The 26,177-nt window shown below is 40.6% G+C and carries 24 protein-coding genes; 3 read left to right on the top strand and 21 right to left on the bottom strand.

Translation table 11 applies throughout. The features are described from left to right. Window positions 1–30: 30 nt before the first annotated feature. The 7 genes from R2Q70_RS21225 to R2Q70_RS21255 form a co-directional block, all read right to left on the bottom strand. Window positions 31–2,067: a glycoside hydrolase family 65 protein gene (locus tag R2Q70_RS21225; RefSeq protein ID WP_316809555.1), complete on the bottom strand. Its 2,037-nt coding sequence runs from the start codon at window positions 2,065–2,067 to the stop codon at window positions 31–33. A 109-nt stretch (window positions 2,068–2,176) separates the two neighbouring features. Next, the gene (locus R2Q70_RS21230; RefSeq protein WP_316809556.1) at window positions 2,177–3,685 is read right to left on the bottom strand and encodes a RagB/SusD family nutrient uptake outer membrane protein; all 1,509 of its coding nucleotides are present in this window, start codon (window positions 3,683–3,685) and stop codon (window positions 2,177–2,179) included. A gap of 17 nt (window positions 3,686–3,702) precedes the next feature. Continuing rightward, window positions 3,703–6,723, bottom strand: a complete 3,021-nt coding sequence (locus R2Q70_RS21235) for a SusC/RagA family TonB-linked outer membrane protein (protein ID WP_316809557.1) — start codon at window positions 6,721–6,723, stop codon at window positions 3,703–3,705. 115 nt (window positions 6,724–6,838) lie between these two features. Further along, window positions 6,839–7,753, bottom strand: a complete 915-nt coding sequence (locus R2Q70_RS21240; protein ID WP_316809558.1) for a carbohydrate kinase family protein — start codon at window positions 7,751–7,753, stop codon at window positions 6,839–6,841. Between the two features lie 2 nt (window positions 7,754–7,755). Further along, entirely contained in the window at window positions 7,756–8,943 is a 1,188-nt protein-coding gene (locus tag R2Q70_RS21245; RefSeq protein ID WP_316809559.1) for a glycoside hydrolase 100 family protein, read from the bottom strand. After that, on the bottom strand, window positions 8,943–10,292 hold the full coding sequence (locus tag R2Q70_RS21250) for an MFS transporter (RefSeq protein ID WP_316809560.1): 1,350 nt from the start codon (window positions 10,290–10,292) through the stop codon (window positions 8,943–8,945). The genes R2Q70_RS21245 and R2Q70_RS21250 overlap by 1 nt, the downstream gene beginning before the upstream one ends. 7 nt (window positions 10,293–10,299) lie before the next feature. Further along, entirely contained in the window at window positions 10,300–12,051 is a 1,752-nt protein-coding gene (locus R2Q70_RS21255) for an alpha-glucosidase (protein ID WP_316809561.1), read from the bottom strand. Window positions 12,052–12,291: 240 nt separating this feature from the next. Here R2Q70_RS21255 and R2Q70_RS21260 point away from each other — a divergent pair, with 240 nt between their 5' ends. Further along, window positions 12,292–13,290, top strand: coding sequence for a LacI family DNA-binding transcriptional regulator (locus R2Q70_RS21260; protein ID WP_316809562.1), 999 nt, complete (start codon window positions 12,292–12,294; stop codon window positions 13,288–13,290). A gap of 18 nt (window positions 13,291–13,308) precedes the next feature. On the opposite strand, the gene R2Q70_RS21265 is transcribed toward R2Q70_RS21260, so the two are convergent. From R2Q70_RS21265 to R2Q70_RS21310, 10 genes are all read right to left on the bottom strand, one after another. Then, the gene (locus tag R2Q70_RS21265; protein WP_316809563.1) at window positions 13,309–14,703 is read right to left on the bottom strand and encodes a DASH family cryptochrome; all 1,395 of its coding nucleotides are present in this window, start codon (window positions 14,701–14,703) and stop codon (window positions 13,309–13,311) included. Window positions 14,704–14,853: 150 nt separating this feature from the next. Next, complete coding sequence (locus R2Q70_RS21270) at window positions 14,854–15,540, bottom strand: YetF domain-containing protein (RefSeq protein WP_316809564.1); 687 nt, start codon at window positions 15,538–15,540, stop codon at window positions 14,854–14,856. A 198-nt stretch (window positions 15,541–15,738) separates the two neighbouring features. Next, on the bottom strand, window positions 15,739–16,932 hold the full coding sequence (locus R2Q70_RS21275) for a sensor histidine kinase (protein ID WP_316809565.1): 1,194 nt from the start codon (window positions 16,930–16,932) through the stop codon (window positions 15,739–15,741). A gap of 1 nt (window position 16,933) precedes the next feature. Next, window positions 16,934–17,941, bottom strand: a complete 1,008-nt coding sequence (locus R2Q70_RS21280; RefSeq protein WP_316809566.1) for a serine/threonine protein kinase — start codon at window positions 17,939–17,941, stop codon at window positions 16,934–16,936. Further along, window positions 17,934–18,353 carry an anti-sigma regulatory factor gene (locus R2Q70_RS21285; protein WP_316809567.1) on the bottom strand — a complete coding sequence of 140 codons (420 nt, stop codon included), beginning with the start codon at window positions 18,351–18,353 and terminating at the stop codon, window positions 17,934–17,936. The genes R2Q70_RS21280 and R2Q70_RS21285 overlap by 8 nt, the downstream gene beginning before the upstream one ends. Continuing rightward, entirely contained in the window at window positions 18,328–18,735 is a 408-nt protein-coding gene (locus R2Q70_RS21290; protein WP_316809568.1) for an STAS domain-containing protein, read from the bottom strand. The genes R2Q70_RS21285 and R2Q70_RS21290 overlap by 26 nt, the downstream gene beginning before the upstream one ends. A gap of 5 nt (window positions 18,736–18,740) precedes the next feature. Beyond that, window positions 18,741–19,226 (bottom strand): STAS domain-containing protein, encoded by a 486-nt coding sequence (locus R2Q70_RS21295; protein WP_316809569.1) that lies wholly within the window; start codon window positions 19,224–19,226, stop codon window positions 18,741–18,743. A gap of 51 nt (window positions 19,227–19,277) precedes the next feature. Beyond that, complete coding sequence (locus R2Q70_RS21300) at window positions 19,278–19,607, bottom strand: RsbRD N-terminal domain-containing protein (protein WP_316809570.1); 330 nt, start codon at window positions 19,605–19,607, stop codon at window positions 19,278–19,280. Window positions 19,608–20,168: 561 nt separating this feature from the next. Beyond that, window positions 20,169–20,630 (bottom strand): helix-turn-helix transcriptional regulator, encoded by a 462-nt coding sequence (locus R2Q70_RS21305; protein ID WP_316809571.1) that lies wholly within the window; start codon window positions 20,628–20,630, stop codon window positions 20,169–20,171. Window positions 20,631–20,656: 26 nt separating this feature from the next. Next, window positions 20,657–22,189, bottom strand: a complete 1,533-nt coding sequence (locus tag R2Q70_RS21310; protein ID WP_316809572.1) for a DEAD/DEAH box helicase — start codon at window positions 22,187–22,189, stop codon at window positions 20,657–20,659. A 208-nt stretch (window positions 22,190–22,397) separates the two neighbouring features. Here R2Q70_RS21310 and R2Q70_RS21315 point away from each other — a divergent pair, with 208 nt between their 5' ends. Further along, the gene (locus R2Q70_RS21315) at window positions 22,398–22,598 is read left to right on the top strand and encodes a hypothetical protein (protein ID WP_316809573.1); all 201 of its coding nucleotides are present in this window, start codon (window positions 22,398–22,400) and stop codon (window positions 22,596–22,598) included. Window positions 22,599–22,887: 289 nt separating this feature from the next. Further along, window positions 22,888–23,970 (top strand): DUF5694 domain-containing protein, encoded by a 1,083-nt coding sequence (locus R2Q70_RS21320; protein ID WP_316809574.1) that lies wholly within the window; start codon window positions 22,888–22,890, stop codon window positions 23,968–23,970. A gap of 90 nt (window positions 23,971–24,060) precedes the next feature. Here R2Q70_RS21320 and R2Q70_RS21325 read toward each other — a convergent pair whose 3' ends face one another. The 4 genes from R2Q70_RS21325 to R2Q70_RS21340 are packed head-to-tail and all read right to left on the bottom strand — an operon-like array spanning window position 24,061 to window position 26,154. Continuing rightward, complete coding sequence (locus tag R2Q70_RS21325) at window positions 24,061–24,468, bottom strand: hypothetical protein (protein ID WP_316809575.1); 408 nt, start codon at window positions 24,466–24,468, stop codon at window positions 24,061–24,063. After that, a complete protein-coding gene (locus tag R2Q70_RS21330) occupies window positions 24,465–24,953 on the bottom strand; it encodes a hypothetical protein (RefSeq protein ID WP_316809576.1) in 489 nt (162 codons plus the stop codon). The genes R2Q70_RS21325 and R2Q70_RS21330 overlap by 4 nt, the downstream gene beginning before the upstream one ends. 15 nt (window positions 24,954–24,968) lie before the next feature. Next, a complete protein-coding gene (locus tag R2Q70_RS21335; protein ID WP_316809577.1) occupies window positions 24,969–25,592 on the bottom strand; it encodes a hypothetical protein in 624 nt (207 codons plus the stop codon). Between the two features lie 37 nt (window positions 25,593–25,629). Beyond that, entirely contained in the window at window positions 25,630–26,154 is a 525-nt protein-coding gene (locus tag R2Q70_RS21340) for an SMI1/KNR4 family protein (protein WP_316809579.1), read from the bottom strand. Between the last annotated feature and the right edge of the window lie 23 nt (window positions 26,155–26,177).

Here is a 26,177-nt window from a genome sequence, read left to right on the forward strand (position 1 = left end):
TCTCTATGAAATTGCAATCCGTTTTTTTTATTAGTTTTTATTGGTAACTGAAAAAGTTCTCTTTTCTGTTCCTACACCCCTGATTTTGATCGATTTCCATTTAGCCGGTAAAACCGATGGAATTTGTACGATACCTTTATTGGTAATATCTAAACCACCAAAGCCCATCAGCACACTTTGCAAAACCCCGCCGGCGCCGGTAGCAAAATATGGATTTGTACCGCCTTTTGTTTCAGCAATAACCCTGAATGGTGGATTCAGGTTCGGCTGGTAGGCTTCATTAAAATATTTGTAAGCCTTTTCTGCATGACCCGTTCTGGCATAAAGTAAAGCAAAAATAGCATGAGTCATTGCAGGTGTACCTTCATCTGGTATCCTGGTTTCATAATACGCCAGGTCTTTTAAAATTTGATCTTTCGCTGTAATGCTTTTTAAAGGATACGCAAGCAAATTCACATCACCCTGTTTTATGCCTTCACCTTTGTAAGTTGCATGCTCTTTGGTAACGCCATCCGGAAATTTTAAAATTGGAATATTATTTTCCACCAACGCCCAATCCTTATTTTGCGGCAACCCTAAAACAGCTGCAGCCAAATTTGCATTTTTAAGATTTAGTTTTGCAGCTGCGTTTGTAAAGGCATTATTGTCTACATTTTCTGCCCATTCATCTGCAGCTACTACATTTTTTATATCAAACTGGTTTGGTCCGTTTCGTTCTACCCTGCTGGCCCAAAATTCGGCTGTTTGAGATAAAATTGGCCATCCTTTTTCTTTAAGCCAGACTTTATCTTGCGTAACACAATAATAATTCCATGCGGCCAGGGCAACATCTGCTGAGATATGGTGCTCGAATGGACCGCTTAAAGCCCAAACAGGCGTTTCTTCTACGCCCGAATCTGCACTTTCCCAGGGATACATTGCTCCTTTAAAACCATGCGAAAAAGCATTTTTTCTTGCCGGTTCCAATCTTTCAAATCTATATTCAATTAATGATTTGGCAATATCAGGATGCAATACCAATAATGCAGGAAACATCCAGATATCTGTATCCCAGAATACGTGGCCATTATAACCTAAGCCAGATAAACCCATTGGCGATAAGGAATAAGAAGTTCCCGCCCTGGAAAATGAGGTTAAATGATAAAGCATACTACGCACATCTTGTTGTGCCTGCGGATCTCCCTCAATAATTATGTCCGATTTCCAAAGTTCATCCCAGGCGGCATGATGATATCTAATTAATCTGTCACGACCTTCAAGTTTAGCAAAAATAGTCATACGCTCGGCTTCGTTAAGCGGATCGGCATGTTGGGCAGAACTAATTGTACTGCCAACAACGCTATAGCTATAACTTTCGCCAGCTTTAAGCATTTTACTGAACTTCATTAAATGGCTGTTATTATCCCACATTTCGTGGATAATTTTTGGCTCGCTTCCATGCTGTTCGTTAAATAAAAAACTATTAGAAGCGCACAACTGTAATTTGCCTGTCGGGCTTTTTGCCGTTGATGTTAACAGGCTCAGCGTTACATGTGGCCTGTCAATTTCATTATAGTAATTTTCTACATCGCGAAGAGCATCAGGTGTTTCCATCACACTTGCTCCCGTTAATTTAAAATCTTCGTTGGCTGTAATGGTTACATCCATTAACACCGTAAAAGGCAAGTGGCGAAGTGCGTAGTAGGTATATTTTATATTTGCCTTTTTCCCGTATGTCAATTGTGTGGTAAATGCGGCATGCTGCATATCAAGCTGTTGCTGCATATTGCTTGTATTTTGGTCGTCGAGTCTTTTTCCATCAATTTCCAGATACATGTTAAGCAAGTTGAAACCGTTTAAAAAATTACTTACACGACCACGTCCATACGTATCATAAGTGCCGGCGAGCACAACATTTTTTATCTTAAACGGCTGAGGAGAGGAAACAATGCCGATTATTCCGTTTCCCGCAGTGATGCCGAAATATTTACCAGGGTCGATTTTATCAGCACTGATTTTCCAGGGATCCTGCGCCGCTACTACAAAAGATATGAAGGTACACAGAAAGAAAAGTACGTTTTTTTTCATAGATGTATTTTAATGAAAAGAAAGAATTAAAATAAATAAGAGGCCGAATTGCCATCAGATTCGTTAATCGGATGGCAATTCAGCCTCTGGCTTAGCTAAACGTGATAAATTAGTATCCTGTATTTTGAACAAGATTAGGGTTACCAAGCTGATTATCAGGAATTGGGAATACCAGATATTTAGCTTCGCTTGCTGGTTTTTCCTGCCATGCTGCAAGGTATTTTCCAAAGCGAATTAAATCCTGTCTTCTAAAACCCTCCCAATACAATTCACGTCCACGCTCATCAAGCAATACATCTAAAGTTAAACTTGTTAAGGTAGATGCACCCCTTACTGCCCTTAACGAATTAACCAAGGTTAATGCAGCAGCGGTTTGTGATGTTCTCATTTGTGCCTCTGCTTTCATCAGCAACACATCAGAATACCGATAATAAACCCAGTCGTTATCTGGTTTTCTTGAACCCGCATTAGCATAGTCAACAGGATATTTGATTACCCTGATTCCGGCAACTTCGAGGTGGTTTGGATCTCTTTCTATGATGCTCACTTCTGGTGTAAAAGCCAGTGGATTGCCTTTTCTATCTTTCAACGCCACACCATTCTGATCTACCTGCTGGCCAACCAAAAATCCTATGCGAAGACCCGACACATTGGTTTGTCCTGCATAAGTGCCGCCTCTTCTTTTATCCGCCGCCTCGAATTTTGCATAAAAATTGGATAGCGACGAAAAGCCGTTGTAACCATTTGGATTTTGGTTATAATGGGTAGTACATTTCCACTGTCCATCTAAGTCACTTCCGGTAGCACCACCAATATTTTGCGCTGTGAAAATATTTTCTTTGGAAAGGATATCATTTGTCGGTGCGAAATTATCGAAGTAATTTGCCGTTAATACATAGCCGCCTGCTGCAATTTCATCAGCAAGTGTAATCACCTTGGCCATATCTGCTGCATCAAAAGTTGGTGCGTTTCGGTTCAGAAAAGCCCCTTTGTTAAGATAAACTTTCATCAAGAGCGTTCTTGCTGCATTTTTATTTGCAACGTTTGCAGGTCCTGAAGGCAATGTTGGAATAATGGCTGTTAACTCGGTAATCAGATAGTTAATTTCATCGGTAGCATTTCTTACCCGGGATGGTTTGGTCACATCTTCTCCGGCATCACGATACGGTACCTGTCCCCATCCATCGAGAATAGAAAATTGAGCAAAAGCACGTAAGAAGCGAGCCTCTGCAGCCTGAGTAGCGGAAGGATTGGCACCTAAAACGCTGGTAGCCACATAGGAAATACTATTTAAATCCCTGAATACATCAGATATTCTGGAATGATCTGGAGCCCATTTATGCAGGTGTAATGATCGCCATGCGCCATTATCGTCCCAGTCACCAGCCCTTGTTGGCACAATAACCTCATCAGAAGTAACTTCCTGCAAAGCTACCCAATTCCATGGTGCCTGGTAAGGGCCAATCATTGCTGCATAGCTGGCACCCAATAAACTCGACACATTACCTGCACTTACCCCGCCGCTGCTTACCTGACCATTTAGGTTCTCATCAAGCTTGGTACAAGCCGAGAAGCTTAATGCAACCAGTGCAAAACTGAAAATATATTTATTTTTCATGATTTTTATATTAAGAATTATAAAGAAAAATTAACACCAAAGTTGAAGGTTCTTGCTGTTGGATAAGCTGTATAATCGATACCGGCAGAAGGAACCCCACTTACCCCTTTGTTCACATTAACCTCCGGATCAAACCCTGTATAATTGGTGATCACGAATAGGTTTTGTCCGTTAACATAAATATTAAGGGATTTAATTGCTTTACCAACATTACCGATATTGTAATTAAGCGTTGCGTTGGCAAGCTTCAGATAATCGCCTTTTTCAATATAACGTGAAGAAGCTGCAATTGGATTGGCTAAAGATTCCTGTACCGGCAAATTCACCAATGCCGAAGAAATATTGCGGGTACCCAGATTAGAAATAGCCAGCACAGAATTCGCGGTATTGTTGTAAATATCCTGCCCGAATGAACCGTTAAAGTTTGCCGTAAATGATAGTTTTTTATATCTGATATTGGTACTTAAGCCCAAAATCAGTTTTGGGTTAGGATTACCTACGTAGTAATTGGTGAAACCGTCATCTGTATAAAGCGAGAAGCCATTTGCATCTAAACCATTATATTGTCTTGTTACCATCGCAAACAAAGGCAAACCATTCTGGATCACTTCTGTAGTTACGCCACTCAAGCCTTGTCCGTTCAATGAGCCTGTTTTGATAATGCCATTGATATTTTGAACTTTATTGTTGATGAAAGTAGCATTACCGCCCAATGACCAGTTAAGATCGTCTTTTTCAATTAAAACACCGTTCAACGTTAACTCAACACCCTTATTGATAATCTGACCTGGTAAATTTACCCATGTTGGTACGTTTCCACCAACTGCTGGTACAAATGAGATTTGCGGAAATAACAGATCATTTGTGGTTTTATGAAAATAATCAACTGAACCGGTTATTCTGCTTTTTAACAATCCAAAGTCAATACCAACGTTGGTTTGTTCATCCGACTGCCATTTAAGGTTTGGATTTGCGTTGTTAATGGCCACTAACGTTGGTGCACCGTTAGAGTTTCCAAAGTCATAACGTTGCTGGGCCGAGCCTGAAGGGAAATCCTGATTACCGGTTTTTCCATAGCCTACTCTCATTTTAAGCTGATCAAGCCAGCCGGCGCTCTCCATAAAACTTTCTTTCTTGATATCCCAGGCCGCTGCGAATGAAGGGAAGTAACCATAACGGTTTGACTTTCCAAACTTGGTTGAACCATCGGCCCTGAAAGTTGCCGTTAAAATGTATTTGCTGTCATAATTAAAGATTGCCCTGGCGAAGTACGACTGCAATTCGGTGGTTGGATTGTTGAAAGCAGAAAAGGTACGGTTTGCAGGTGCTGTAGTTTGAAATGCATCGGTATAATCGGCATCAATTTCGCCAAATCCTGTTGCCGTGTTTGTAGTCCCTTTGTTAATGAAGTTTGAATATTCGTAACCAATAATAGCATTCAAATTCAATTTGCTTACAATTTCCTTATTAAAATTAAGGGTATTGGTAAACTGTTGCGTAATCAACTCATTATTTGAATAACTTGCATAACCGCCCAGGAAGGTACCTGAAGGCTGAATGCCCTGAAGATTTAAAAAGCTTCTGGTAGAGGCCCTTCTGATACCGGCACTGTAATTAACACTGGCTAACATGCGGTACTCCAACCATGGTGTAATTTTATAATAAGGAGATATGCTACCCAAAATTGTTGAAACTTTAGCTTTATCATTATTAGCGGCCAGTGCAGCCAGCGGATTAATGGTGGTAGAGCCATAATCAATAAACAGATCGCCGTTTGCATTATAAAAAGATTGTGTAGGGTTCCATGACAAAGCCTGTGAAATCAAACTTCCGGTAAAACCTGCATCGGTAGTGATGGGCGCAATGCTTTCCAGATATTGGTTGCTGATCATGTTGATATCAAGCCCTAGTTTTTTGCTTTCCAGGAATTTGAAGTTTCCGTTAAAGCCTGCACTATATTTCTTAAAATCGGTAGATTTGATGATCCCCTGCTGGTCTTGATAACCAAGCGAAGCCCTGAATGTATTTCCATTGGTTCCGCCACTGATACCAATCGAATAATTTTGATTGTAAGCAGTCCTGGTTACTTCGTCGAGCGCATCAACACTAGAACCGAAATTACCGTTGGTAAGTCCGTATTTTGCCAGCGCAGCACGATATTCGTCGCCTGTTAATACATCAACCCTTCTCGCAATGTTACTTACGCCGGCCGAAGCACTTAAATCAATTTTGGTATCGCCTGATTTTCCCCTTTTGGTGGTAATTAAAACCACACCGTAGGCGGCACGCGAACCATAAATAGCCGTTGCAGAGGCATCTTTTAAAATTTCCATCGATTCGATATCTGCCGGATTGATGAAATTTAATGGATTACCATCCGGAGCGGTTCCAATACCAGCGCTGGTTGATGGCCGGGCCGAACGTCCATCAAGGGCAACTCCATCCACAACATATAAAGGCTGCCCGGTACCGGTTACTGCAGAGTTACCCCTGATTCTCACAGTAGAAGCACCACCTGGCTGACCACTGTTGTTGATCATTTGCACACCCGCTACTTTACCCTGTATCAATTGATCGGGAGCGTTTAACGGGCCTTTGTTAAAATCTTTTGCCGAAACCGTTGTAGCGGCGCCGGTTAAATCGCTTTTTCGTACCGATGCATAACCCACTACCACAACCGCATCGAGGTTGTTGAGTGAAGCAAGGGTAATGTTAATGACTGTTTGATTGTTAACGTTTACCGTCTGCGTTTCGAAACCTACAAAACTGACAATCAGTTTTGAGGTTGGTGAAGGTACGGTAATCTGGAATTTACCCTCGGCATCACTTTGTGTTCTGGTACTGGTACCTGCAACCTGTACAGTGGCGCCAGCCATGGGCATTTTATCATTGTCAGATATTGTTCCTTTAACAACGGTTTGGGCAAACACCGCCGAGGTTAAAAAAAACATCAATAAACTTGGAAGCACGAATTTTAATGTGCGTAATTTCTGTTTCATGGGCAAAACAGACCAATTACTTGGTAAAGTGAAGTTCATAAGGGATTGATTTTTGGTTAGAAAATGTTGTATTGGTTTGATGAAATCATATTTTCATCTTAAGGTGGATGTGCGCTGATGGTGTTCATGGGATGTGATATACTAAGGGATAAACTTATTTCTGATATAAAGGGTATGGTTTTTCAATCTTCATTCTGGCTACTTCCAATGCTTTGTCTATACAGTCATCCATCTGCCTTTCTAAAATGAAAGCCGATAAAAATCCTGACCAGAACGCATCCCCTGCCCCCGTTACGCCGTGTACAGTTTCAATTGGAATGGCCTGTTTATATTTCCAGGGATGATTTTTTGCCTGATACCAAACGCCATCTTTACCACAGGTGAGACAAATAACTGCCGCATCCAACTGACCCAACCACTCTAGCGATTCTTCTACAGTAAGTGGCTCACCCACAAAACGCTCCAAATCATCTAAACTGATTTTCAATAATGGATTCAATTTAAGCATTTTTTTGAAAACATCCTGACCATCATCATCTTGCCAAATGGATGGCGCAAAATTCCAGTCAACTGAAATGGATTTCCCCATCTGATGTGCTTTGCGTAAAGCAGCCAGAATATTGCCCCTAGCCGGTTCTTTACTTAAAGCAAAGGCCGTGGTATGTACAATTTCAGAACTGCTAATGGCTTCGTCCTCCACCCTTTTGATTACAAAATCCGCACTTCGGTAAGGAATAAAATCAGGCCGGTGCTCATTTTTAGCCACCAATACAATGCTGGTTTGGCGATTTGCAGCTCGATGAATATGTGTTGTCGATAAACCAATCGTTTTCAATTCATTGATCAGGAAAAGACCTAAATTATCCTGCCCAACGGTTGCTACCAAATCTGTATCTACACCAAGCCACTTAAGGTTGGCGCAAAGATTGGCCGAACTTCCACCCTGCAAGGTGGAATACCGGGAAGGTATGGCAAGTGATTCGATATTCTCATCGGAGATGATATCTACCAGGAGCTCGCCCACCACTAAAATCTTTTTTGCTGAAATATCTTTTGTCGGAGTCATCATCGTCAGTTTAGGTCAAAAAGTTTTTTAAATTGATTGTTGAGGAGCGCCTGCTCACCAATAATTGCCCCGGCAGCACTCCAGGTACAGTTAGGCACACCACAAGGCTCCAAGCTGGTGCCATGAAAGCACTCATTAAATAAATCTGCTTTAGCGTTGGAATGGTGAATGCTTGCCAGAATATCGTCCGCCAGCTCTGTCTCGTTATGAAACTTTAATGCAGCCACCAGCCAGCCGTTCCAAACCGGCCATAAACCGCCGTTATGAAAATAATCAGGATGGTTCCGGAAAGCATAGGCATAGTTATGTTTAAGCGCTTCCATGTCTAAATCATGATCATAAATTGTTGGATAAAAAGAAGGCAAAAGCGATTTTTTCCGGTTATAAAGTCCCAAAAGAAAATGTAGCACCTGCTGATTCTGAAGTGCATCGCCCATACCAAGCAGCAAGCAAAAAACATTGGCCTGCAAGTCGAAATAGGTATAAATCCTACCGGGATTAAAACCCATTAACCAGTAATGTTTGGAAGCATCTTTTAGCTGATGTGCCAGATTCGGTGAATAGGCATTTACCAGGGGATCATGATTCCAGTAATTTGTTTTTACTGCATTGGTAATTGCAGCTTCTTTACTGGCCCAATCTTGATTCGGAGTTAATTTGCAAGCCATTCTCAATGCCCAAATCCTAAGCAGCTGATCGAACAAAATATAGCCATGCTGGATGTATTCATCTGCCCAATCACCACTTTGTGGCACATAAATCAAATGTTTCCCATTAAATTCCCAGCTATTTAAAACGGTAAAACATTGCTTCACTTCTTCCTGGTATTTTTGCCAGAGGCGCTCATCGCCGGTAAGTATGGTATAGGCACACAAACCGATTACCGCCCAAGATGGATTGTCGGCCCTGCCCGAAGTTCCGCCGTAACTCGCTTCGCCATTTTCTGGCGATACGTTTGAAGGCATAAATCCGCTGGCATGCTGGTGATCAAAAAGCGTTTGGATGGTGATTTTTGCCGTGTCGATCAACAATGCATCACCACTAAGCAACGCCGCAATACTGGTGATCACCCCATCCCTGGTCCAAACACGTTTGTAATTATCTTGTTCCTGCACAGCGGCAACAAATCCAAACGGCGTAATGGCCTGATGCAGGAGATTCAATGCTTTTTGATAAGGTGTTAAGTGCTCCATTATATTTCCTCCGTTTGATTACTTTTGTTAATCAGCAGCACCATAAAACCCGCAACAACAATTAAAATACCGGCAAAAATGATAGCGTTTTCTGGACGATGGCCGAGCACATAACGGTAAACATATTTGAAGGTGATGGTTTCCAACAACATGGGCAGTACGATGAACATATTTAAAATCCCCATAAAAATTCCGGTTTTGGCTTTCGGAATACTGCCCGCCAGCATGGCATAAGGTGTACCCATCATGCTGGCCCATGCCACGCCCAAACCAATAATCGGAACAATAAGCAACAAAGGCTGATGAATCATCGGCAAGGCAATTAAACACAATCCCCCGAAAAGCAGACTGATTAAATGCACCCGTTTTGCTGTAATCTTCCGGGCAAAAAAAGCCAGGGGAAACGCAACTAAAAACGTAACTACATTATAGCCTCCATTTACCGTTCCGGTGAGCAATTGGGCTGAAGCAAAACCATCTGACGCCGCATTACCGGTATTGTAAATGGTTTTGGCCAAACAAAGTGTAATAAATTGCCAGTAAATAAACATGGCGTACCAGTTGAACAAATAAACAAGGCCCAGTTTCTTCATCATAGTGGGCATCACTTTAAAAGCATCAACGATATCGCCAAGCACCCTGCCCACTCCTCCAGGTTCTGCTTTTATTTTTTCGATTTCTGCTGCTGATAGCGGCACCTCCTTCGTTGTTAAACAACTATACATAATCGAACCTATTGACACGACACCACCAATAAAAAAAGCAGCATAGGTGGTATAAGGAATATGGTTTGCGCTTCTGGCATTGATGCTAATTAATCCGGCAGCAATCAATATCCCCGGGGTTAGATTGGCCAGTGTAATGCCCAACCCGGTAAAAAAACTTTGCGTTAAAAAACCCAGGGCATGTTGGTTTGATGGCAGTTTATCGCTTACAAAGGCCCGGTAAGGCTCCATGGTAATGTTGTTTCCCGCATCCAGAATCCATAAAATTCCGGCAGCCATCCATATGGAGCTACTGTAGGGCATTGCAAAAAGGCAGATGCTGCAAATAATTGCCCCAATTAAAAAATAAGGCCGGCGACGGCCAAACCTGCTCGTAGTTTTATCGCTCATGGCACCAATAATCGGCTGGATAATCAGGCCTGTCATTGGTCCTGCCAGGTTTAACAACGGTATCTGATCGGCATCTGCACCCAGGTAAGAATAAATAGGTGTCATATTGGTTTGCTGTAAACCAAAACTGTATTGAATACCAAAAAAACCCAGGTTCATGGCAATAATGGCACTAAAATTTAGTTTCATCGCGGGTAATGACTGATGAACTTTCTCGGCTGGTGCAACGATCATATCCGGATTAATTAAGTTGAAAAACTAATGCCTGCCATGGTTTCAAATCAACCTGGTGATTCAAAATAGCTGCCTGGTTTTTGTAATTGTTCATCAGCATCCTAGCTCCTGCTACGTTAATATTCTTATCCAGCGGATAGTAAATTGATTTGGTAGAAAAATTAAGCAACACAAGCATTTTCGCAGCGCCTTGCATTCTGGTATAACCGTACACATCGGGATTTTCAACATCAAACACTTTATAATCGCCGTAGATCAAAACGGGTGATGATTTCCTTAATGCAACCATCTTTTTAAAATAAGAAAGTTCACTTTCAGGATCTTTTTCTTCTACCGCTACATTAACGGTTTTATAATTAGGGTTCACTTTGATCCAGGGCGTACCGGATGTGAAACCTGCATTTGTGCTGTCATTCCATTGAAAAGGCGTTCGGGTATTATCGCGGGAAATGAATTTTTGTTTATCCATAAAAGCATTCAGGTTTTCGCCCCTTGCCTTGGCACTTTTGTAGGCATTGATGGTGGCAATGTCGCGGTAATCTTCAATTTTATCGAATTTGATGTTCGACATGCCGAGTTCATCGCCGTTAAAATAAAAGGGTGTGCCACGCATCGTCATGATCAGTGTGGTTAATAACTTTGAAGAAAAACTTCTAAACTCAGGACGATCATTTCCATATTTACTTACCATGCGTGGCACATCGTGGTTTGCTAGGAAAATGGCCAGCCAGCCTTTCTCTGCAAAAGAATGGTCCCATTTGCTAAATGCTTTTTTAAGTTCAGTGAGCTGATAACCTTTCGGGTCGTTTCCAATATCCATAATTTCGAAATGATAAGCCATATTCAGCTCCTTTCTGTCCTCATCTACCAATGCGTGTGCATCCTCTAAAGTACTTCCGGCGCCTTCGGCAACCGTCATCATGTTGTATTTGCTCATCACCTTGGCGTTCATTTCTCGTAGATATTGATGCAAATTTGGCCCCATCCCGTAATATTTAATGATGTCTTTTTCATATCCCAAAGGATATTTTTTCCAGGTGGTATCTTTCGATACATATTGAAAAGCATCCATCCGAAGGCCATCAATGCCTTTATCAAGCCAGAACTTCATCATATCATACACTTCATTTCGCAATTTTTCATTCTCCCAGTTCAAATCGGGCTGCTTCTGAGAAAAATAATGCAGGTAATAAGATTTAGTAGCGGGTTCATATTTCCAGGCGTCGCTGTTTACGTCGAAAAAACTATACCTCGGGGTAGGTTTCCCTTTTTCCTCCGGCCACCAATGGTAATAATTCCGGTAAGGATTGCTGCGGGATGATTTTGCCTGTTTAAACCACTCATGCTCGTCACTGCTGTGGTTTAGCACCATATCAAGCACCAGCTTAATATTTCTTTTGTGCAAACCGGCAAGTAAATCATCAAAATCCTGCATGGTGCCAAACTCTTTCATAATGTTTCGGTAGTCGCTAACATCATAGCCATTATCATCATTTGGAGAAGAGAAAATAGGATTAAGCCACACTGCATTTATGCCAAGACTTTCTAAATAGTCGAGTTTTGAGATGATGCCCTTCAAATCTCCGACGCCATCACCATCGCTATCTTTAAAACTTCTGGGATAAAGCTGGTAAACAACGGCTTCTTTCCACCACGCAGGCTTATTCCCGCTTGTTGCAGTTTCAGTTTGTTGGGCATACCCATTTATAACAAGGCAGCTGCAATACATCAGAAGAAATAGCGTAAAATTTCTCATCATCAATCATTAATTGCCCGGTAATTTGGGCGTTTTAGGGATTATTTATATTTGGTTAGTTCGATGAACAACTTCCATCAGTTGGAAATGAGCGTATGTGCATCTACTTATTGAATATGAAGATAGGGTTATAAAAATTTCAAACCCATAGGAAACCGCGATTTTAGACCGCAAACGTTTGCGGAAACATTTGCGGAAATGTTTGTTGTGGAAAACTTATATTTGAGTAACCAAATACATCCCATGAGACAGAATCCAACTTTGAAAAAGATTGCTGAACGGCTCAGTGTGAGCATATCAACCGTTTCCAGAGCTTTAAAAGACCATCCGGATATTTCACCGGAAACTGGCAAAAAGGTAAAAGAGCTGGCAGAGTTGCTGGAATATGATCCAAACCCTTATGCCGTAAATCTACGCACACACAGTAGCAAAGAATTCGCCATCGTGGTGCCCAGTCTTTCTAATTTCTTTTACCATTCATTTATTAGTGCCATTGAAGAAGAAGCGAGAAATTATGGCTATTCGGTTATCATTTACCGCTCTTCAAATGATGCTAAAATTGAGCAGGAAATTTTGAAAAGCTGCAGGCATAAGCGGGTATCGGGAATTTTTATTGCGATTACCTCAGAAACCAGTGATATTGAGCCCTTCTTAAAAATGGATGTACATGGCATTCCGGTTATTTTTTTCGATAAAGTTCCGCAATATGAGTCCTGTAATAAAATTTGCGTGGGCGATGAACATGCCGCTGCGCTCGCTGCTGAAGAAATTATCAAAAAAGATATTCCAAACGTATTAGGAATTTTTGGCGACCAAAACATGTCGATTACCAAAGCCCGACTCGAGAAATTCACTGCGGTACTCCAGAAGGATGGCCAGGCCATTAACCTGAAAACTGTTCATGCAAGAAGTTCTGCTGAAGCTGAGCAGATTACCATGTCGTTATTGCCCGAATGGATCGGTAAAAAATTTGCAGTTTTTTGTATGAGCGATGAGATTTTGGCAGGATCGATGAAAGCCATCCAACGGAAAGGACTTAGTGCACCAGCCGATTTAGGTGTAATAGCCATTAGCGATGGCATGATTCCGTTGTTATTTTATCCGGAAATTACCTATGCTGAAACCAGTGGCAGTAAACTCGGCAAACTGGCTTTTAACAGAATGATGCGTTGCATTGCCGGAAGCTCTTTCGCACAAACCATTATTGATGAATCTAAACTGGTTGCCGGCGGTTCCATTTAGAAAAGCAGCTTGATAGATTTAAACTTCTTGTTTTTGAATTAATCCAATAGCCCTATCCCATTTCTTATACACATCAATGGGTTTAGGATAAACAGGAATATCAAAGGTCCATGGAATTAAAACTTCTGTATCATTTCTTTTAGCAAGCTCGGGGATCCATTTCCGAATAAATTTCTGGGCCTTGTATTTATTAGACTGGTGAACCGGGTTGGTATACCAGATTTCAAAAGCCTGCATGTGCCAGTTCATCCAGTTAGAGGTTACATCGTAATCAATCAGCTTAGATTCGAAATAAGCTGCTCCCCAGGTCCAGTCTATTTTTAAATCATGCACAAAATAACTCGCACAATTTACCCGCCCCCGGTTACTCATGTAGCCGGTTTCGTTCAGCTGCCGCATGTGCGCATCAACAAAAGGAATGCCGGTGGTTCCGTTACACCACCGCTCAAAATCTGCCGGATCATTTTTCCATTCGATAGCTTTATTTTTATAACCTTCGGTATGGAAGATCGAATTGCCAAAACGCATTGCCTTAAAGGTAAAATAATCTCTCCAAACCAATTCAAAAACCAGCCACCAGGTACTTTGGTTCTTTTTTACCTTTGCTTCATAAGCCAGCACTTTTTCATAAATTTCTCTGGCAGAAATGCACCCTAAAGCCAGATAAGGCGAAAATTTCGAACTGTAATCCAAGCCATCCGATTGGTTTCTACTCCACCGGTAGCCGGTTAAAAGTTCCGATTTGAAAGTATAATATTCCAGTCTTTTCAACGCTTCGCTTTCTCCACCCGCAACAAATGGTTTTGCCTTTTCATATTCATTTTTAGTAAAGCCATAACTGATATAAGATGGAAAGCGATGTGTTTTTACACCTTTAACAGCTTTGAGTTTTACAGGTATGTTAAAAGTTTTCCGGGGTTCGCTCTGCTTTCCGGCCGGAATCCGGTAGGCCTTACTGGTAAGGGGAATTTTTTCAATTTCAAAAGGAATATCATCTTTATGATAGAGTGTTTTACCCCAAAAAAAATGGAAATTAATTTCGGGCAAGGCATCCATCACCGCGTTTACCAGGCTAAGTTCTTCACTGGCATATTCCTCTTCTGCATATACGTCGGTAATATGGTGTTGCTTAATCAGTTCCGGAAGGGTTTTCAACGCAGAATCTTCCCCAATAATAAGATGCCCGCCAATTGATGTTAAGTTCTTCCTTAAATCAAGGAGAGCTTGTTTTAAAAATTTGAACCGGTTTACGTCCGCTTTCCTGAAACCCAGGTCTAGTTTTTTAAAAGCATCTTTTTCTATGCAATAGCAAAATATAAGGTCAGTACATTCCTGCTGGGCCACAGTTAAAGGCTCGTGATCGTGTAACCTCAGATCATTTTTAAACCAAACTAAACCTATTTTTTTCATCATATAGATTTTAATGCTACGTGGAATTAATTTCTGCAGAATTTTGCTTCCAACATTCATTTGAATCATCCAACCGCTAAAACATAGGACTATCAAAAATCAAAACAGCAGATTTTCAAAACATTTAATACAATCAATTCATAAACCTGCCTTTTAGCTTACCCGCTTGTTATTGCAGGCAGCAACCCATTCATCTTTGCCGCAACGTTCACAGCTAGATGGTGCAGAAAGTTCAGTGGTATGGCCGCAATGCGTACACGCATACACCATAGGCTCCGAAATATTTTTTGATTTTTTTGAATAAGCTTTTGGGAATACCGGTAAGCCATAACCAACCTCCTCATCATCGCGAAACAAAAAGCTAACTTGTCCGTTCGTTTCCAGCAAAGCTGCCTTCACCTGGCCGAGATGTTCAATGCCTTGCGCCCTGATTTCGGCAAAAAATTCATCTTTGGCAAAATTCCCATCCCCTTCTTCTGTTAAGGTAAATTTCCCATCCTCAATGATATACATCGGCACACCTTCCAGAATATTTTCTACCCTCTGGTTTTTAGCTGCCAGATAAGTGATGAGCCGGTAAGTAATCAGAATCACCACAAATACCAATAAAGAAGGGATAATGGCCGACTCGCTGTTTAACATCGGATCGCCCGCAGCTGAACCCAATGCAATAATGATTGCAACCTCAAAAATACTTAATTGCCGTACACCCTTTTTACCCGTAGAACGTAGAAAAATCATCACCAAAACGAACATTATAAACGTTCTGACGGTAATTTCGAGTGTGAGTGACCAATTAAGATCGAGCAGGAAAACATCCTGCCAGTTGATTGCTGCCATAATACCTATTTCAGAAAGAACCTTTAATTGCCCGTAATTGTTCCGAAATATTCTCTTATGGTTTAAGATTTGAAGTAAATGGCTCCTGATATTCAGGATATAGAATACGCTGCATTAACGTTCGGACAGATTTAAAGCCCGTGATTAACCCTGCTATATCTGCCAAAACAAACAAGAATGCAAAAAATTGAAAGGCTTTTAAACGATTGGAATGGTAAAAAAGAAGGTTGATCCCTCATTGGGTTTACTTTCTACCCAGATTTTACCGCCATGATCAGATATAATTTTCGAAGAGATATACAAACCCATACCCAGCCCAGGATGAGAGCGGGTAACGTCATCAAGGCGGTAAAATTTATCAAATATCTTTATGATGCCTTCATCAGACATGCCCAGCCCCTGATCGGTCACTTTTATCACCACGCTTTTATCGTCGTCTGATAAAGACGTTGCAACATCAATGGTCGAATTTTTGGAAGAATATTTTGCTGCATTACCTAAAAGATTTGTTAAAACCTGCTCTAACCGCAGCGGATCTGCTTTCACCACGCATGGTTTGCCCAGGCTGATGTTGATTTGATTGCCATCATGTACGGCTGATAAAATCATAACCGCTTCTTCAACAAAAGCATTCAGATTAACATCAACCAAATCGTACTGTAAGCTGCCATTTTCCATTTTTGATACATCCATTAGCTGTTGGGCCAATAGCGTAAGTTTGGAAGTTTGAATATCAAGTTTATCCACCACACCGGCAACCTTATCTGAATATTGATCTTTTAAAAGTTTCAGCATTTGAGTATAGGCTTTCACTACGGTAATCGGCGTTTTCAACTCATGGCTGGCCACAGAAATAAACTCTGTTTTCTTTTCATCAAGTTCACGCTGTATTCTGAGTTCTTTTTCCTGCTCGCCGGTTAATCTGTGCAGATGATTATTTTTCTTTTTAATTTCTTCGTAAGCATTCAATGGGCTGACTTGTTCAAAAAAATCTTTTAAGTCGCTGATTTTTGAATCATCGAGCTTTAAAGAACGTGGCAAACCTAATCCCATTTCAATCAGATAGGAATTGCCGGAAGCTTGAAAGGTAAAATCAGGAAGAAGTTTTTTGGCATAAAAGAACCCTTCATCCGTTGAACGAAAAAGCTGATCAGCGTCAAAAACAACTCTTGCAAACAATGAATAGCGGGGGAATTTTCCCGAAATCACAATGTGTAATTGGCCATTATCCGTATATTCTATAGCAGTTCTGGCAATTTCAGATACGGCGGTAGCAAATGTAGTTCGGGTGGCTACAGTTAGCCCCAATTGTTCACCTACCTGCATCGACCTGCGATGCGCAAGCACCAGATCCATTTCATTTTCGAGTGAAATATCTAAAATCTCTTTCATGCTACCGAACTTTTAAAACTATAACCGACATATCATCCGTTCTTCTGGCATGATCCTTATAAATGCAGGCAGCAAGAATGGACAGATCATGTTTCAATATCCCAGGGTATTTTGCAACTTCCCAGCGGGTCTTGATACCATCCGAACAAAGTACCAATTGATTGTATTCCGTTGAACTGTAGCTTTGATCGTTCATGGTTGTGGGAATGTTGTGACCTACAATGCCGTTATACGACATGTGATTTTTAGACGACATTGGCCCAATCCATTTGGCGGAAATATTCCCGATTCCGGCTGAAGACCATTTTCCCGAAGCAGCATCAAAATGGGTAACGTTGGCCACCATGCCACGGGTTTTACGTGTTGAACTGTGAATAAACCTTAAGGTTTCTATTGGGCTATCATCTGGAAAAACTTTAAAAATATTGGCGGCTTCATTTACGGCGTGATTGGCTTCAGGACCATGCCCAAGCCCATCGCCCAGCATAAGTTTAAAACTATTGCCTTTTGTACGGCAGATGAACCCATCTCCACTTACCTTTTCTCCGGGTTTGCTTACTACCAATGGTCTGATTACTAATCCTGATTTCTGCTCCGGTTTTTGACCAATGTAGATCCGGCTTAAAACCACTGTACCCCAGCCTACTGCCGAGTAAATATCGAAAGTATCAGAAAGTCGTTTAATACTCCCTAAACCGGCGCCCATGGTATTGCTTGTAGATACACCATCCAAAATCATCCTGTTGGTGTTCTGCATCCCCGGACCGGTATCAATACTAATCAGTTCGATGTAGGCCACACCGTTTTCATAAAATTTGCCGAAAAGAATTTCTCCATTATCAGCATATTTAAAAAGGTTACTGGTCATTTCGGCAACGATAATATCTACTTCCGCTATTCGCATACCTTCCATTCCCGCATCGAGCAGGTGCTGGTGTATCTCTTTTTTAAGCAGCGAAAAATAACTCCTGTCGTTTGCCTGAAGACTTATATGTGTTGCATCAACCATTTGCCCATTTTAATATCATCACTACCGTTCCCTCTCCGGGCTTACTTTTTAAATCGAATTCATTACAGAGCCTTTTTGCGCCGGGTAAACCAAGCCCCAAACTTTTTCCGGTAGAAAAGCCGTCTTTCATGGCCGCAGCAATATCGGGGATACCTGGCCCCTTATCAGAAAATGTAAGGCGCACCCCATTATCGCGTCCGCGTGTAACTACTTCAATTAAACAGTTACCGCCACCACCATAACGAAGCATGTTTCGCAATAATTCACTCGCCGCAGTAATCAGTTTGGTTTGGTTAACCAAACCCATCTTAATTTTTACAGCAACTTCACGAACACGGTTTCGCAACAGCACTACATCTTGCTCCCGCTGTACTTGAATGGTATCCTTACTCAACGAAAGTATCATCATCATCGGTTTCGTCCTGGTCCCCGTGATCATCTCCTATCATCGACTTAAGCAAAATCATTCCCTTTTCAACATCAAGTGCGGTATGCACTCCCTTTAATGGAAGCCCAAGCTCTATCAATGTGATGGCCACAGCGGGCTGCATGCCCACCACAACAGTTTCTGCATCCAGAATTTTTGACATACTTGCAATGTTTCCGATAATTCTACCCATAAATGAGTCGACTATCGAAACCGCAGAAATGTCGATCAGTACACCTTTTGAACTGGTTTTATTAACCATTTGTACCAGGTCAGCCTCCAAATCCAGGGCAAGCCTGTCATATAGATCAACCTGAATGGTCACCAGCAAAAAGTTTCCCATCCTTAGAATAGGAATTTTATCCATATAGATTAGAAATTAGTTTTAGCAATTACATTACTCTTGCGCACCTCCAGGCGAAGAACCTTAAATGCATAAGATAAGGCACTGGCCAATGTTGCTTTAGTAATAATATTAGAAAGATCTATGCCCAGATGAACTACCGTTTGGGCAATTTCTGGTCGGATACCACTGATGATACACTCTGCTCCCATCAATCGCGTGGCACTTACGGTTTTGATTAAATGTTGCGCAACTAAAGAATCTACTGCTGGAACACCTGAAATATCAAGAATGGCGATGCTCGATCCGGTTTCTACAATCTCTTGTAACAGGTTTTCCATTACAATCTGGGTTCTTGAGCTATCAAGGGTGCCAATAATTGGCAAAGCAAGTATACCATCCCAAACGCGGATTACAGGCGTAGAAATTTCTGCAATCTCATCTGTTTGTCTCAGAATTACTTCTTCTCTGCCTTTTATAAAAGTTTCAAATGTTACAATGCTCAGGTTATCCATCACCTTGTTGATTTTCAAACTTTCCTCAAAAAGCTGTTTAGGATCTTGAATCTACTGTTGTAAAACTTCCAGTAAAGCTTCTTTCAAACTGTGCACAAATCTACCGGTTTCCCTTGGCGAAAAACCCTGACGGGCACGGGTGATGGCTATACCGCCTAATATTTCGATTACAGGATCCCATCGGTCTGCATTGAAATCAAGCAGATCGTCGCCCGCAAGATTGGCAACCAATGATGAAATTAACTCTTCTGATTGGCCGCGAAGTTCTTCATTACTGATGAGATCTTCTCTTAAACCATCATCCGAAAGTTGGTTTCTCATCCAGATTTCAAGGATGTTCTTTTTTTGTGTTTGTAACAATTTCAGCGTGTTAAATGACATTTTTAATAGGGATGGTTAAGGTTTTAAACTCGACACTCCAGAAAGGATTTTAAGGCAGGAAAGGTAGGAATTTCTTTCGTATTCTAAAGGCTTAATTTTGCAGACCATGGAAACATGCAAATTGCGACTCCTCAATAAAGCGATCAAACCGCTTAATAACACCTAACTATCATCAGTTACTCGGAACAACTAATATCAATTACGGTTATTTTCTGATCCATAAAAAATGAACCATAATGGTTTCTATTAGGCAAAAACTTGAGTAATTAACGTCAATACCATAAAATTAACCACCATGTAGCACTACCCTGAATGACGAAAATTTTTTAACAGAAAGCGTTGCACAGATCATGCCTGTTGCTTACACCAATCATAACTACAACAAAAACATAAAGTAACCAGCCTGATAAAATGATATAAATTGGAGTAGTTATACGCAAAGGAATGTATGCAGAAAGAAAAGATTTCGAATATTAAACCCGATTTCACAACTGAACAGCAGGCGTCATAAGTTTAGCGCATCACGCTTAAGGAATAAGCCATACAAATTAGGCCGCTGGTTTATTTCATGAGGTAAAAATAAAACATCGCTTTCACAATCTGGCTCATGCTACGTTTTCCGTTCACCCAATCGGCAATGCTTTCCCGGTCTATTCCTGTATCAAAGGCAATTTGTTTAATCCTCACCCCTTTTTCGTCCATCTTTTTTTCAATCCAGGCAACATCCACTAAACTGGCCGGAGATGGAAGATGTGTTTCGGCTTCCACCTGAATCTTAATTTCAGAAGGGAATTTGCCAAAAAGATCTTGTGCCCGCTTTATTAAAGTGGCCTCGCTGGCATAAGTTCCCGATGCTTTTTCACCCTGAACGGCCAAAACCTGAACAACATGATCTTCAACGGCCTGAATTACAAATGAAATATTTGCCTGCTGTTTATGCCGTGCTGCAGTAGCTTCGAGCTTAAGCATTTTCTCCGGAGATACTAAACCACTTAGCAGTGATAAATTTTCAATATTGCTCATTTTTTACGTTGCTTTGGGTTGAATGTTTAACTGGCGGTTTGTAAAACTACACTTTTCGACAGGAGCTTTTGCGTAAGCTTCCTCAACCTTTCACGGTAATCTACACCCAGCCATTTCAAATAATCCCTGGTTACTTTGGTTAAACATTTGCCATACTGTTTAATCCGATAGTCGATTTCCTTGTCAAGGCTTTGGCATAATTCCATTGCTTTAGCTAAATCACCATCGCAATTTTCCACACACATTAGGGCGTGCTGCCGAATCGAATCACGCATCACGATTTTAGATTTCTTGCCGTTTTCCATTGCTTCATGATAGGCCGAAACCACATCGAAAGCAATTTCCAGACTGTTTGGAAAAGTATTGCGCATTTCCATCGGGATGGCATGGGTTTGCTCTACACTACGATGCAGGTTTTCATGGTAAATTTCAGGATGCAGAAATACATGCATCCAATCGATTTCACTGTTCCATTCGCCAAACCTTTCAATATTATTTCCTAAATCGGTAATGGTAAACGTTTTTTTGCCAGTTAAACGCCTTGCACCGCGGCCTACCATCTGATGATACAGCGTTAAAGAAGTGGTTGCACGAAATAAAATTACCGATTGTATAGAAGGTTCATCGAAACCAGTGGTCAGAATAGATACCGAGGTTAAGATGGCGCCTTTGGTTTTTTTAAACCATTTTAATATTTCTGCCCGCTCCGCGAAAGGCGTTTTGTTATCCAGGTGCCTGATGGCGAAACCTGCTTTGGAAAAGGTTTCTTCAACCCTTTTAGAGGCGAAAATACCATTATTAAAAATGAGTGTTTTTTTACCCAAAGAATGTTCCTGGTACGAATGCAGCAACAGATCTAACATAATTTCTGATCCGTAAAGCGCATCAGACGAGCTCACGGTAAAATCGCCGGTCAATCCGGTGAGCAGTGAATTGAGCTCCACATCGTAACTTTTAATTTTAGGCTTGGCCAGAAAACCCCGGTTAATCAGTGATGAGATCCCCTCACCTAAAATGAGTTCCTCGTAAAAACGGTTCATCGGAAGGTTGACATCCGAAGAGAAGGGCGTGGCGGTAACGCCAATAATGGCAGCATTTTCGAACTTGCCCAACAATTTATGGAAGGAATTATGGTGCGCTTCATCTACAATCACAAGCCCAACTTCCGAAGTATTGATTAGTCCGTCTTCAATCCTGCGCTTTAAAGTTTCCACCATGGCAACATAACATTCAAAACGGTCTGTTGGAGCTAATTTTTTAACCTTACTATCCACAACCCTGTTGGCCACACCGCTCCCCTTCAAAGCAGTGGTGGTTTGGCGGCAAAGTTCTATCCGGTGTGTAAGCACAATTACCTTTTTGCCAAAGGCGCCAATAAACCGCTTGGCAATTTCTGAAAAAATAACCGTTTTCCCTCCACCTGTAGGCAATTGGTAAAGCAGTTTAGCCCGTTGCTCGGGATGCGCAGAAAGTTTGCTGAATAGCGCTTCCAGATCTTGCTGTTGATAATCGTATAATTTCTTTTTGCTCGCCGGCAACATCGGGGGTGCTTCATTCATATCCATGTATTGCTAACCCTGCCCGCTGGAAAAAAGTTTTGCGGAGCGCCGCGATTTTTATCGATCAGCTCCGTAATTGATCAATTACAAAATGTCATGCTTTTAGGGTCGAAAAACCTGGTAGGTTTCGTCAACGCATCATCTTAATCGATTAATTAAAACTTTAATACTTTATTAAGCTTTTAATAGTATACCAACACCAATCGCTATGAAAACGAAATTATTAATATTCATAATGGCCATCGGCTTAGCATTTTCTGCCTGTAATGGCAAACAAGCCGATCAGGAAAATGCTGATAAAATGAACCAGTATACAGACAGCACCACACATAGGGATTCGCTCAGTGCAGATACCACGCATGATAAAACCACCAACGCCCCGGCAGATGCTGGCACAGAAAAAAAATAGCTCATGTTTCAAGCCTGATTGAATGAATCAGGCTTGAAATTAACTCAACTACAATATTGGAATCGACCTCCGTTAACTATTCCTACAGCATATGGTGCATTCTACCCCCAACTGATTAGCTTTGAGCTGAATCATCAGAAACCTATGTATTCTTCATCATCCAGAATTTACATTTAATGCAATCATGCTTAGCTGCAATGCAATTTATTGGTCTGGTATTTTTTAACGATAAGGATAGAGACTTGATAATGGCCTGCAAAAGTTTTAATTTAGGCCATACCTCATTTCGATGAGCAAAATCCCTAACCTCCTGTTTGATATGAAATACTTATTGATTGTATTGGCCTTGTTTTCCTTAAATGTTCATGCCCAGAAACTGGAAATATTGTTGATCGGTGTTTCCCATAACTACAGTTCTTATCTAAAACAGGATTTCGCCGACATTTACAAAAAGATTGAACAATTCAAGCCCACAGCATTTTTTGGTGAGTTTTTAAGTAAAGAAGATGAACAAAATGTGATGGACTACTGGTGCAAAAAGGATAACCTTCACCGTTTGCAAATACTTCGGCAAAACAGAAATATTGCTGAGCTACAGCTGCCCAAAACGATTGATAGTTTAAACAACATTATCAAACAAAAGCCAGACGACTTCAAATCAAGAACTGACCTGGCCCATGCGTACTATCTCAATGAAGACGTAGCTAACGGCCATTATCAGTATTGGCAGGTATACGACCATTTAAAACAACATTCGGATGCGGATTTAAGTACCTATGTAAACAAATTGCTTAGCCCGAAACTGGATACCACCGGCAGGAGCATGAGAAGGTTGATCACTTCTGAATATGCGCTGATTGAATTTCCCATGATGCGTAAAATGGGCATAACCACACTTTATGCCATGGATTGTCAGGATTACGACTTAAATTGGAACGCTTCATGGGCAGCAGTAGATGAAAAGTTCGCCTCCTTCAGAAAAGACACTAGCAAAGTATTTCAGAGCGAATTGAAAACTCACCTTAAAAGGATCAATGATGGCTTCAAACGTTATGATGAAGTAGAGAAATCTTCGCCAAGAGTAACCGAGTGGCTCAACACTCCTGAAGCTTCGGTAATTTCGGCATCAGGCGATTTTTATTCACCGGAAATGTACGACATGAAGAATTTCCCTAAAATAGAAATGCTTTCCAAAATACACTGGTGGATCATGAGAAACCAGGGCATGTGCAACAATGTCATCCATCGGGCCAAAGTTGCAGGCGCCAAAAAGGTGGTGGTTATTGCAGGTGCCAATCACCGGAAATACATGCAAGACATCTTTGAACGCATGCCGGGCGTGAAAGTGCAAAACATCAATCAGCTAAATTGAGGTTATGAAAAGATCTAAAAGGAGAAACCTATTCGCTCGGCAGGGCAATACCCTACTACCTACAGACCTTTTATTTAATCCCAAATATCACTATTCACCTCTCTTTTTCACAAACACATTTTTGGTACTATACTGATCCTTCGTCAAAAAGTTATCTGTAAAATTCAAAGCACTATTACATTCATAAACTAATTGATTTTTAATGATACTAATTTCGCAGTACGATGAATGATGGTCACTATTTTGAGCAGGTAAAATCAGTTTGTTATTTTTAGGATAAGCATAGTAAGCATCTTCGCTGTAGCCTTTGGTGTGGTCATTGATGAGGAATGAATTATTTTCGGTATCGTAGCTGATAACGAGCGTTTGTTTTTCTTTTTTGCTGTACCATTCGCCGGAAAATTTTGCGATTAGGTTTTTATTAGCGATGCTGTCTTGTGCGAATGTATGATTGGCTCCGAAGACAAGTGTAAATAAAATAAGAATTATATTTTTCATATTTCGAATTTCGTTATTAATGTAAAAGCAAATTTTCTCTGCATCGATTTTTCAAAATCATAATAGTTGATATCGGGCAAAAAGCCTTTCCATTGCAGGATGTACTCGCCATTCACTTTTTTAAGCGTAATGTCATCATCAAACGTTGGATGATGGTTATTCATTATGAAGAAATTGGTCAAATCATCATCCGTTTCCGAATTGATGGTGATTGTTCTGTCCAACAGGTCATCTATCGTCTCGGCATTTTCAATAGGCATTTCTAATTCCAGTGTTGCATCGTCTTCTTTATAGCCAAAATCGATGGGTTCGCTCAATACGTTATTGCCTGCTTCGTCCCAAACTTGCTCCTCGCCAGTATATTTTGCAGAGAAATCAATTGCTATGGAAAGTATTTCATCTTCTAATGACAACGTTGTTTCGCCTGCTTCAAGAATAAGGTCTGTTTCGTTTTTTAGAAATTTTTCGATGGTTAGTGTATTCATAATGCTGTTATTTTTTTAATTTTCACGATATTGCTCTTTGTAAATATCTGCTATAACGATAGGCGCCCGTTTTTCAGTCACATATCCGTCTGTACTTGTAAATGCAATAGAAGTTTCGTCTGCGATGTATTTCTGATTTTCAAATGTTGCAGGAAATTTAAAATCAGTGATGTAATTTTTATCCAAATCAGCTTTTTTGCCTTTCATTATTTCTTTTGTTATTTTCTTAAAGTTTGTAATGAGATAGACAGCAAAAATATCATACACCATTTCGGCATAAGCTACAGGTGCTATATTTTCATTAAAAACTGTTGAGTTACAGCTTATCTGAATTTCCTTATATTCTTTTCGGTTAAATTGTGCCAAACGGAACTTTGAATACTCATCGTTGTATAAATTTTCCTGATGAAACTTATGTATTTCGGGATTGTAAATGCCAAAAGCCAAACAAAAACGATAATTTCCTTTTTGTAAAATTTTATTCGGTTTCAGGATATGTTCATCTATAAATTGAAAAATATATTCGCTAATCCTATAATCAACTCTGGGTCTTTTGAATAATAATTCGATATCAGGTTCTATGGACATTGGTTTATTGAAAGACCATATTCGGGTAATGGTGATACTTTGATTGTTCATTATAAAATCAGGTATTTAAATATTTTCTTTTTAATTGTTAATAATCATAGCTATTTGAATTATCCAGCATCCTGATAAATGTTTCAAAATCTTTTGCCAGGATTGTTTTCTCGCCGTCGGGTTCTATTTGTACTATCTGTGGTTCGCCCTGTTTTCCGCTCACCGAATAATCCATCAATATCATATCGTGTCCCCCTCTCGGTGTACATCCGAAATAAATTCCGATTTCGGGATATTCCCATTCCGTAATCCAAAAACGGCTTCCGCGTTCGCCACCGATTGAATAGGTATTTTTGCGGTCAATTCCCATTATATCCGAAATTTCAATGGTTCCAAGTCCCCAATCTGTCCCTTGTTCGCTCTTGAATTTTATCAGCGGAATATTCTTTTTGAGCGAACCGCCATTGTGAAGTTTCATCAATTCTATGTATGATGCAGGCAGTTTGTAACCCAGTTCAAGTTCCAAAGAAGCGATTAATTCTTCTGTGATGATTTCGTTTTCTGAATATTGACTTTTCCAGAAATCGATAAAATCAAAGTCTTTAAAAAATTTTAGTTCCATTATTTTCGATTGTAATCAATTAG

Origin of the sequence: Pedobacter agri (assembly GCF_032678665.1) — a bacterium.
In the GTDB taxonomy this organism is placed as follows: domain Bacteria; phylum Bacteroidota; class Bacteroidia; order Sphingobacteriales; family Sphingobacteriaceae; genus Pedobacter; species Pedobacter agri_A.

What these genes read in the sequence shown, in the direction of transcription:
- R2Q70_RS21225 (WP_316809555.1), bottom strand. Translation starts at nt 2,067, where the DNA reads ATGAAAAAAAACGTACTTTTCTTTCTGTGTACCTTCATATCTTTTGTA.
- R2Q70_RS21230 (WP_316809556.1), bottom strand. Translation starts at nt 3,685, where the DNA reads ATGAAAAATAAATATATTTTCAGTTTTGCACTGGTTGCATTAAGCTTC.
- R2Q70_RS21235 (WP_316809557.1), bottom strand. Translation starts at nt 6,723, where the DNA reads ATGAACTTCACTTTACCAAGTAATTGGTCTGTTTTGCCCATGAAACAG.
- R2Q70_RS21240 (WP_316809558.1), bottom strand. Translation starts at nt 7,753, where the DNA reads ATGATGACTCCGACAAAAGATATTTCAGCAAAAAAGATTTTAGTGGTG.
- R2Q70_RS21245 (WP_316809559.1), bottom strand. Translation starts at nt 8,943, where the DNA reads ATGGAGCACTTAACACCTTATCAAAAAGCATTGAATCTCCTGCATCAG.
- R2Q70_RS21250 (WP_316809560.1), bottom strand. Translation starts at nt 10,292, where the DNA reads ATGATCGTTGCACCAGCCGAGAAAGTTCATCAGTCATTACCCGCGATG.
- R2Q70_RS21255 (WP_316809561.1), bottom strand. Translation starts at nt 12,051, where the DNA reads ATGATGAGAAATTTTACGCTATTTCTTCTGATGTATTGCAGCTGCCTT.
- R2Q70_RS21260 (WP_316809562.1), top strand. Translation starts at nt 12,292, where the DNA reads ATGAGACAGAATCCAACTTTGAAAAAGATTGCTGAACGGCTCAGTGTG.
- R2Q70_RS21265 (WP_316809563.1), bottom strand. Translation starts at nt 14,703, where the DNA reads ATGATGAAAAAAATAGGTTTAGTTTGGTTTAAAAATGATCTGAGGTTA.
- R2Q70_RS21270 (WP_316809564.1), bottom strand. Translation starts at nt 15,540, where the DNA reads ATGGCAGCAATCAACTGGCAGGATGTTTTCCTGCTCGATCTTAATTGG.
- R2Q70_RS21275 (WP_316809565.1), bottom strand. Translation starts at nt 16,932, where the DNA reads ATGAAAGAGATTTTAGATATTTCACTCGAAAATGAAATGGATCTGGTG.
- R2Q70_RS21280 (WP_316809566.1), bottom strand. Translation starts at nt 17,941, where the DNA reads ATGGTTGATGCAACACATATAAGTCTTCAGGCAAACGACAGGAGTTAT.
- R2Q70_RS21285 (WP_316809567.1), bottom strand. Translation starts at nt 18,353, where the DNA reads ATGATGATGATACTTTCGTTGAGTAAGGATACCATTCAAGTACAGCGG.
- R2Q70_RS21290 (WP_316809568.1), bottom strand. Translation starts at nt 18,735, where the DNA reads ATGGATAAAATTCCTATTCTAAGGATGGGAAACTTTTTGCTGGTGACC.
- R2Q70_RS21295 (WP_316809569.1), bottom strand. Translation starts at nt 19,226, where the DNA reads ATGGATAACCTGAGCATTGTAACATTTGAAACTTTTATAAAAGGCAGA.
- R2Q70_RS21300 (WP_316809570.1), bottom strand. Translation starts at nt 19,607, where the DNA reads ATGTCATTTAACACGCTGAAATTGTTACAAACACAAAAAAAGAACATC.
- R2Q70_RS21305 (WP_316809571.1), bottom strand. Translation starts at nt 20,630, where the DNA reads ATGAGCAATATTGAAAATTTATCACTGCTAAGTGGTTTAGTATCTCCG.
- R2Q70_RS21310 (WP_316809572.1), bottom strand. Translation starts at nt 22,189, where the DNA reads ATGAATGAAGCACCCCCGATGTTGCCGGCGAGCAAAAAGAAATTATAC.
- R2Q70_RS21315 (WP_316809573.1), top strand. Translation starts at nt 22,398, where the DNA reads ATGAAAACGAAATTATTAATATTCATAATGGCCATCGGCTTAGCATTT.
- R2Q70_RS21320 (WP_316809574.1), top strand. Translation starts at nt 22,888, where the DNA reads ATGAGCAAAATCCCTAACCTCCTGTTTGATATGAAATACTTATTGATT.
- R2Q70_RS21325 (WP_316809575.1), bottom strand. Translation starts at nt 24,468, where the DNA reads ATGAAAAATATAATTCTTATTTTATTTACACTTGTCTTCGGAGCCAAT.
- R2Q70_RS21330 (WP_316809576.1), bottom strand. Translation starts at nt 24,953, where the DNA reads ATGAATACACTAACCATCGAAAAATTTCTAAAAAACGAAACAGACCTT.
- R2Q70_RS21335 (WP_316809577.1), bottom strand. Translation starts at nt 25,592, where the DNA reads ATGAACAATCAAAGTATCACCATTACCCGAATATGGTCTTTCAATAAA.
- R2Q70_RS21340 (WP_316809579.1), bottom strand. Translation starts at nt 26,154, where the DNA reads ATGGAACTAAAATTTTTTAAAGACTTTGATTTTATCGATTTCTGGAAA.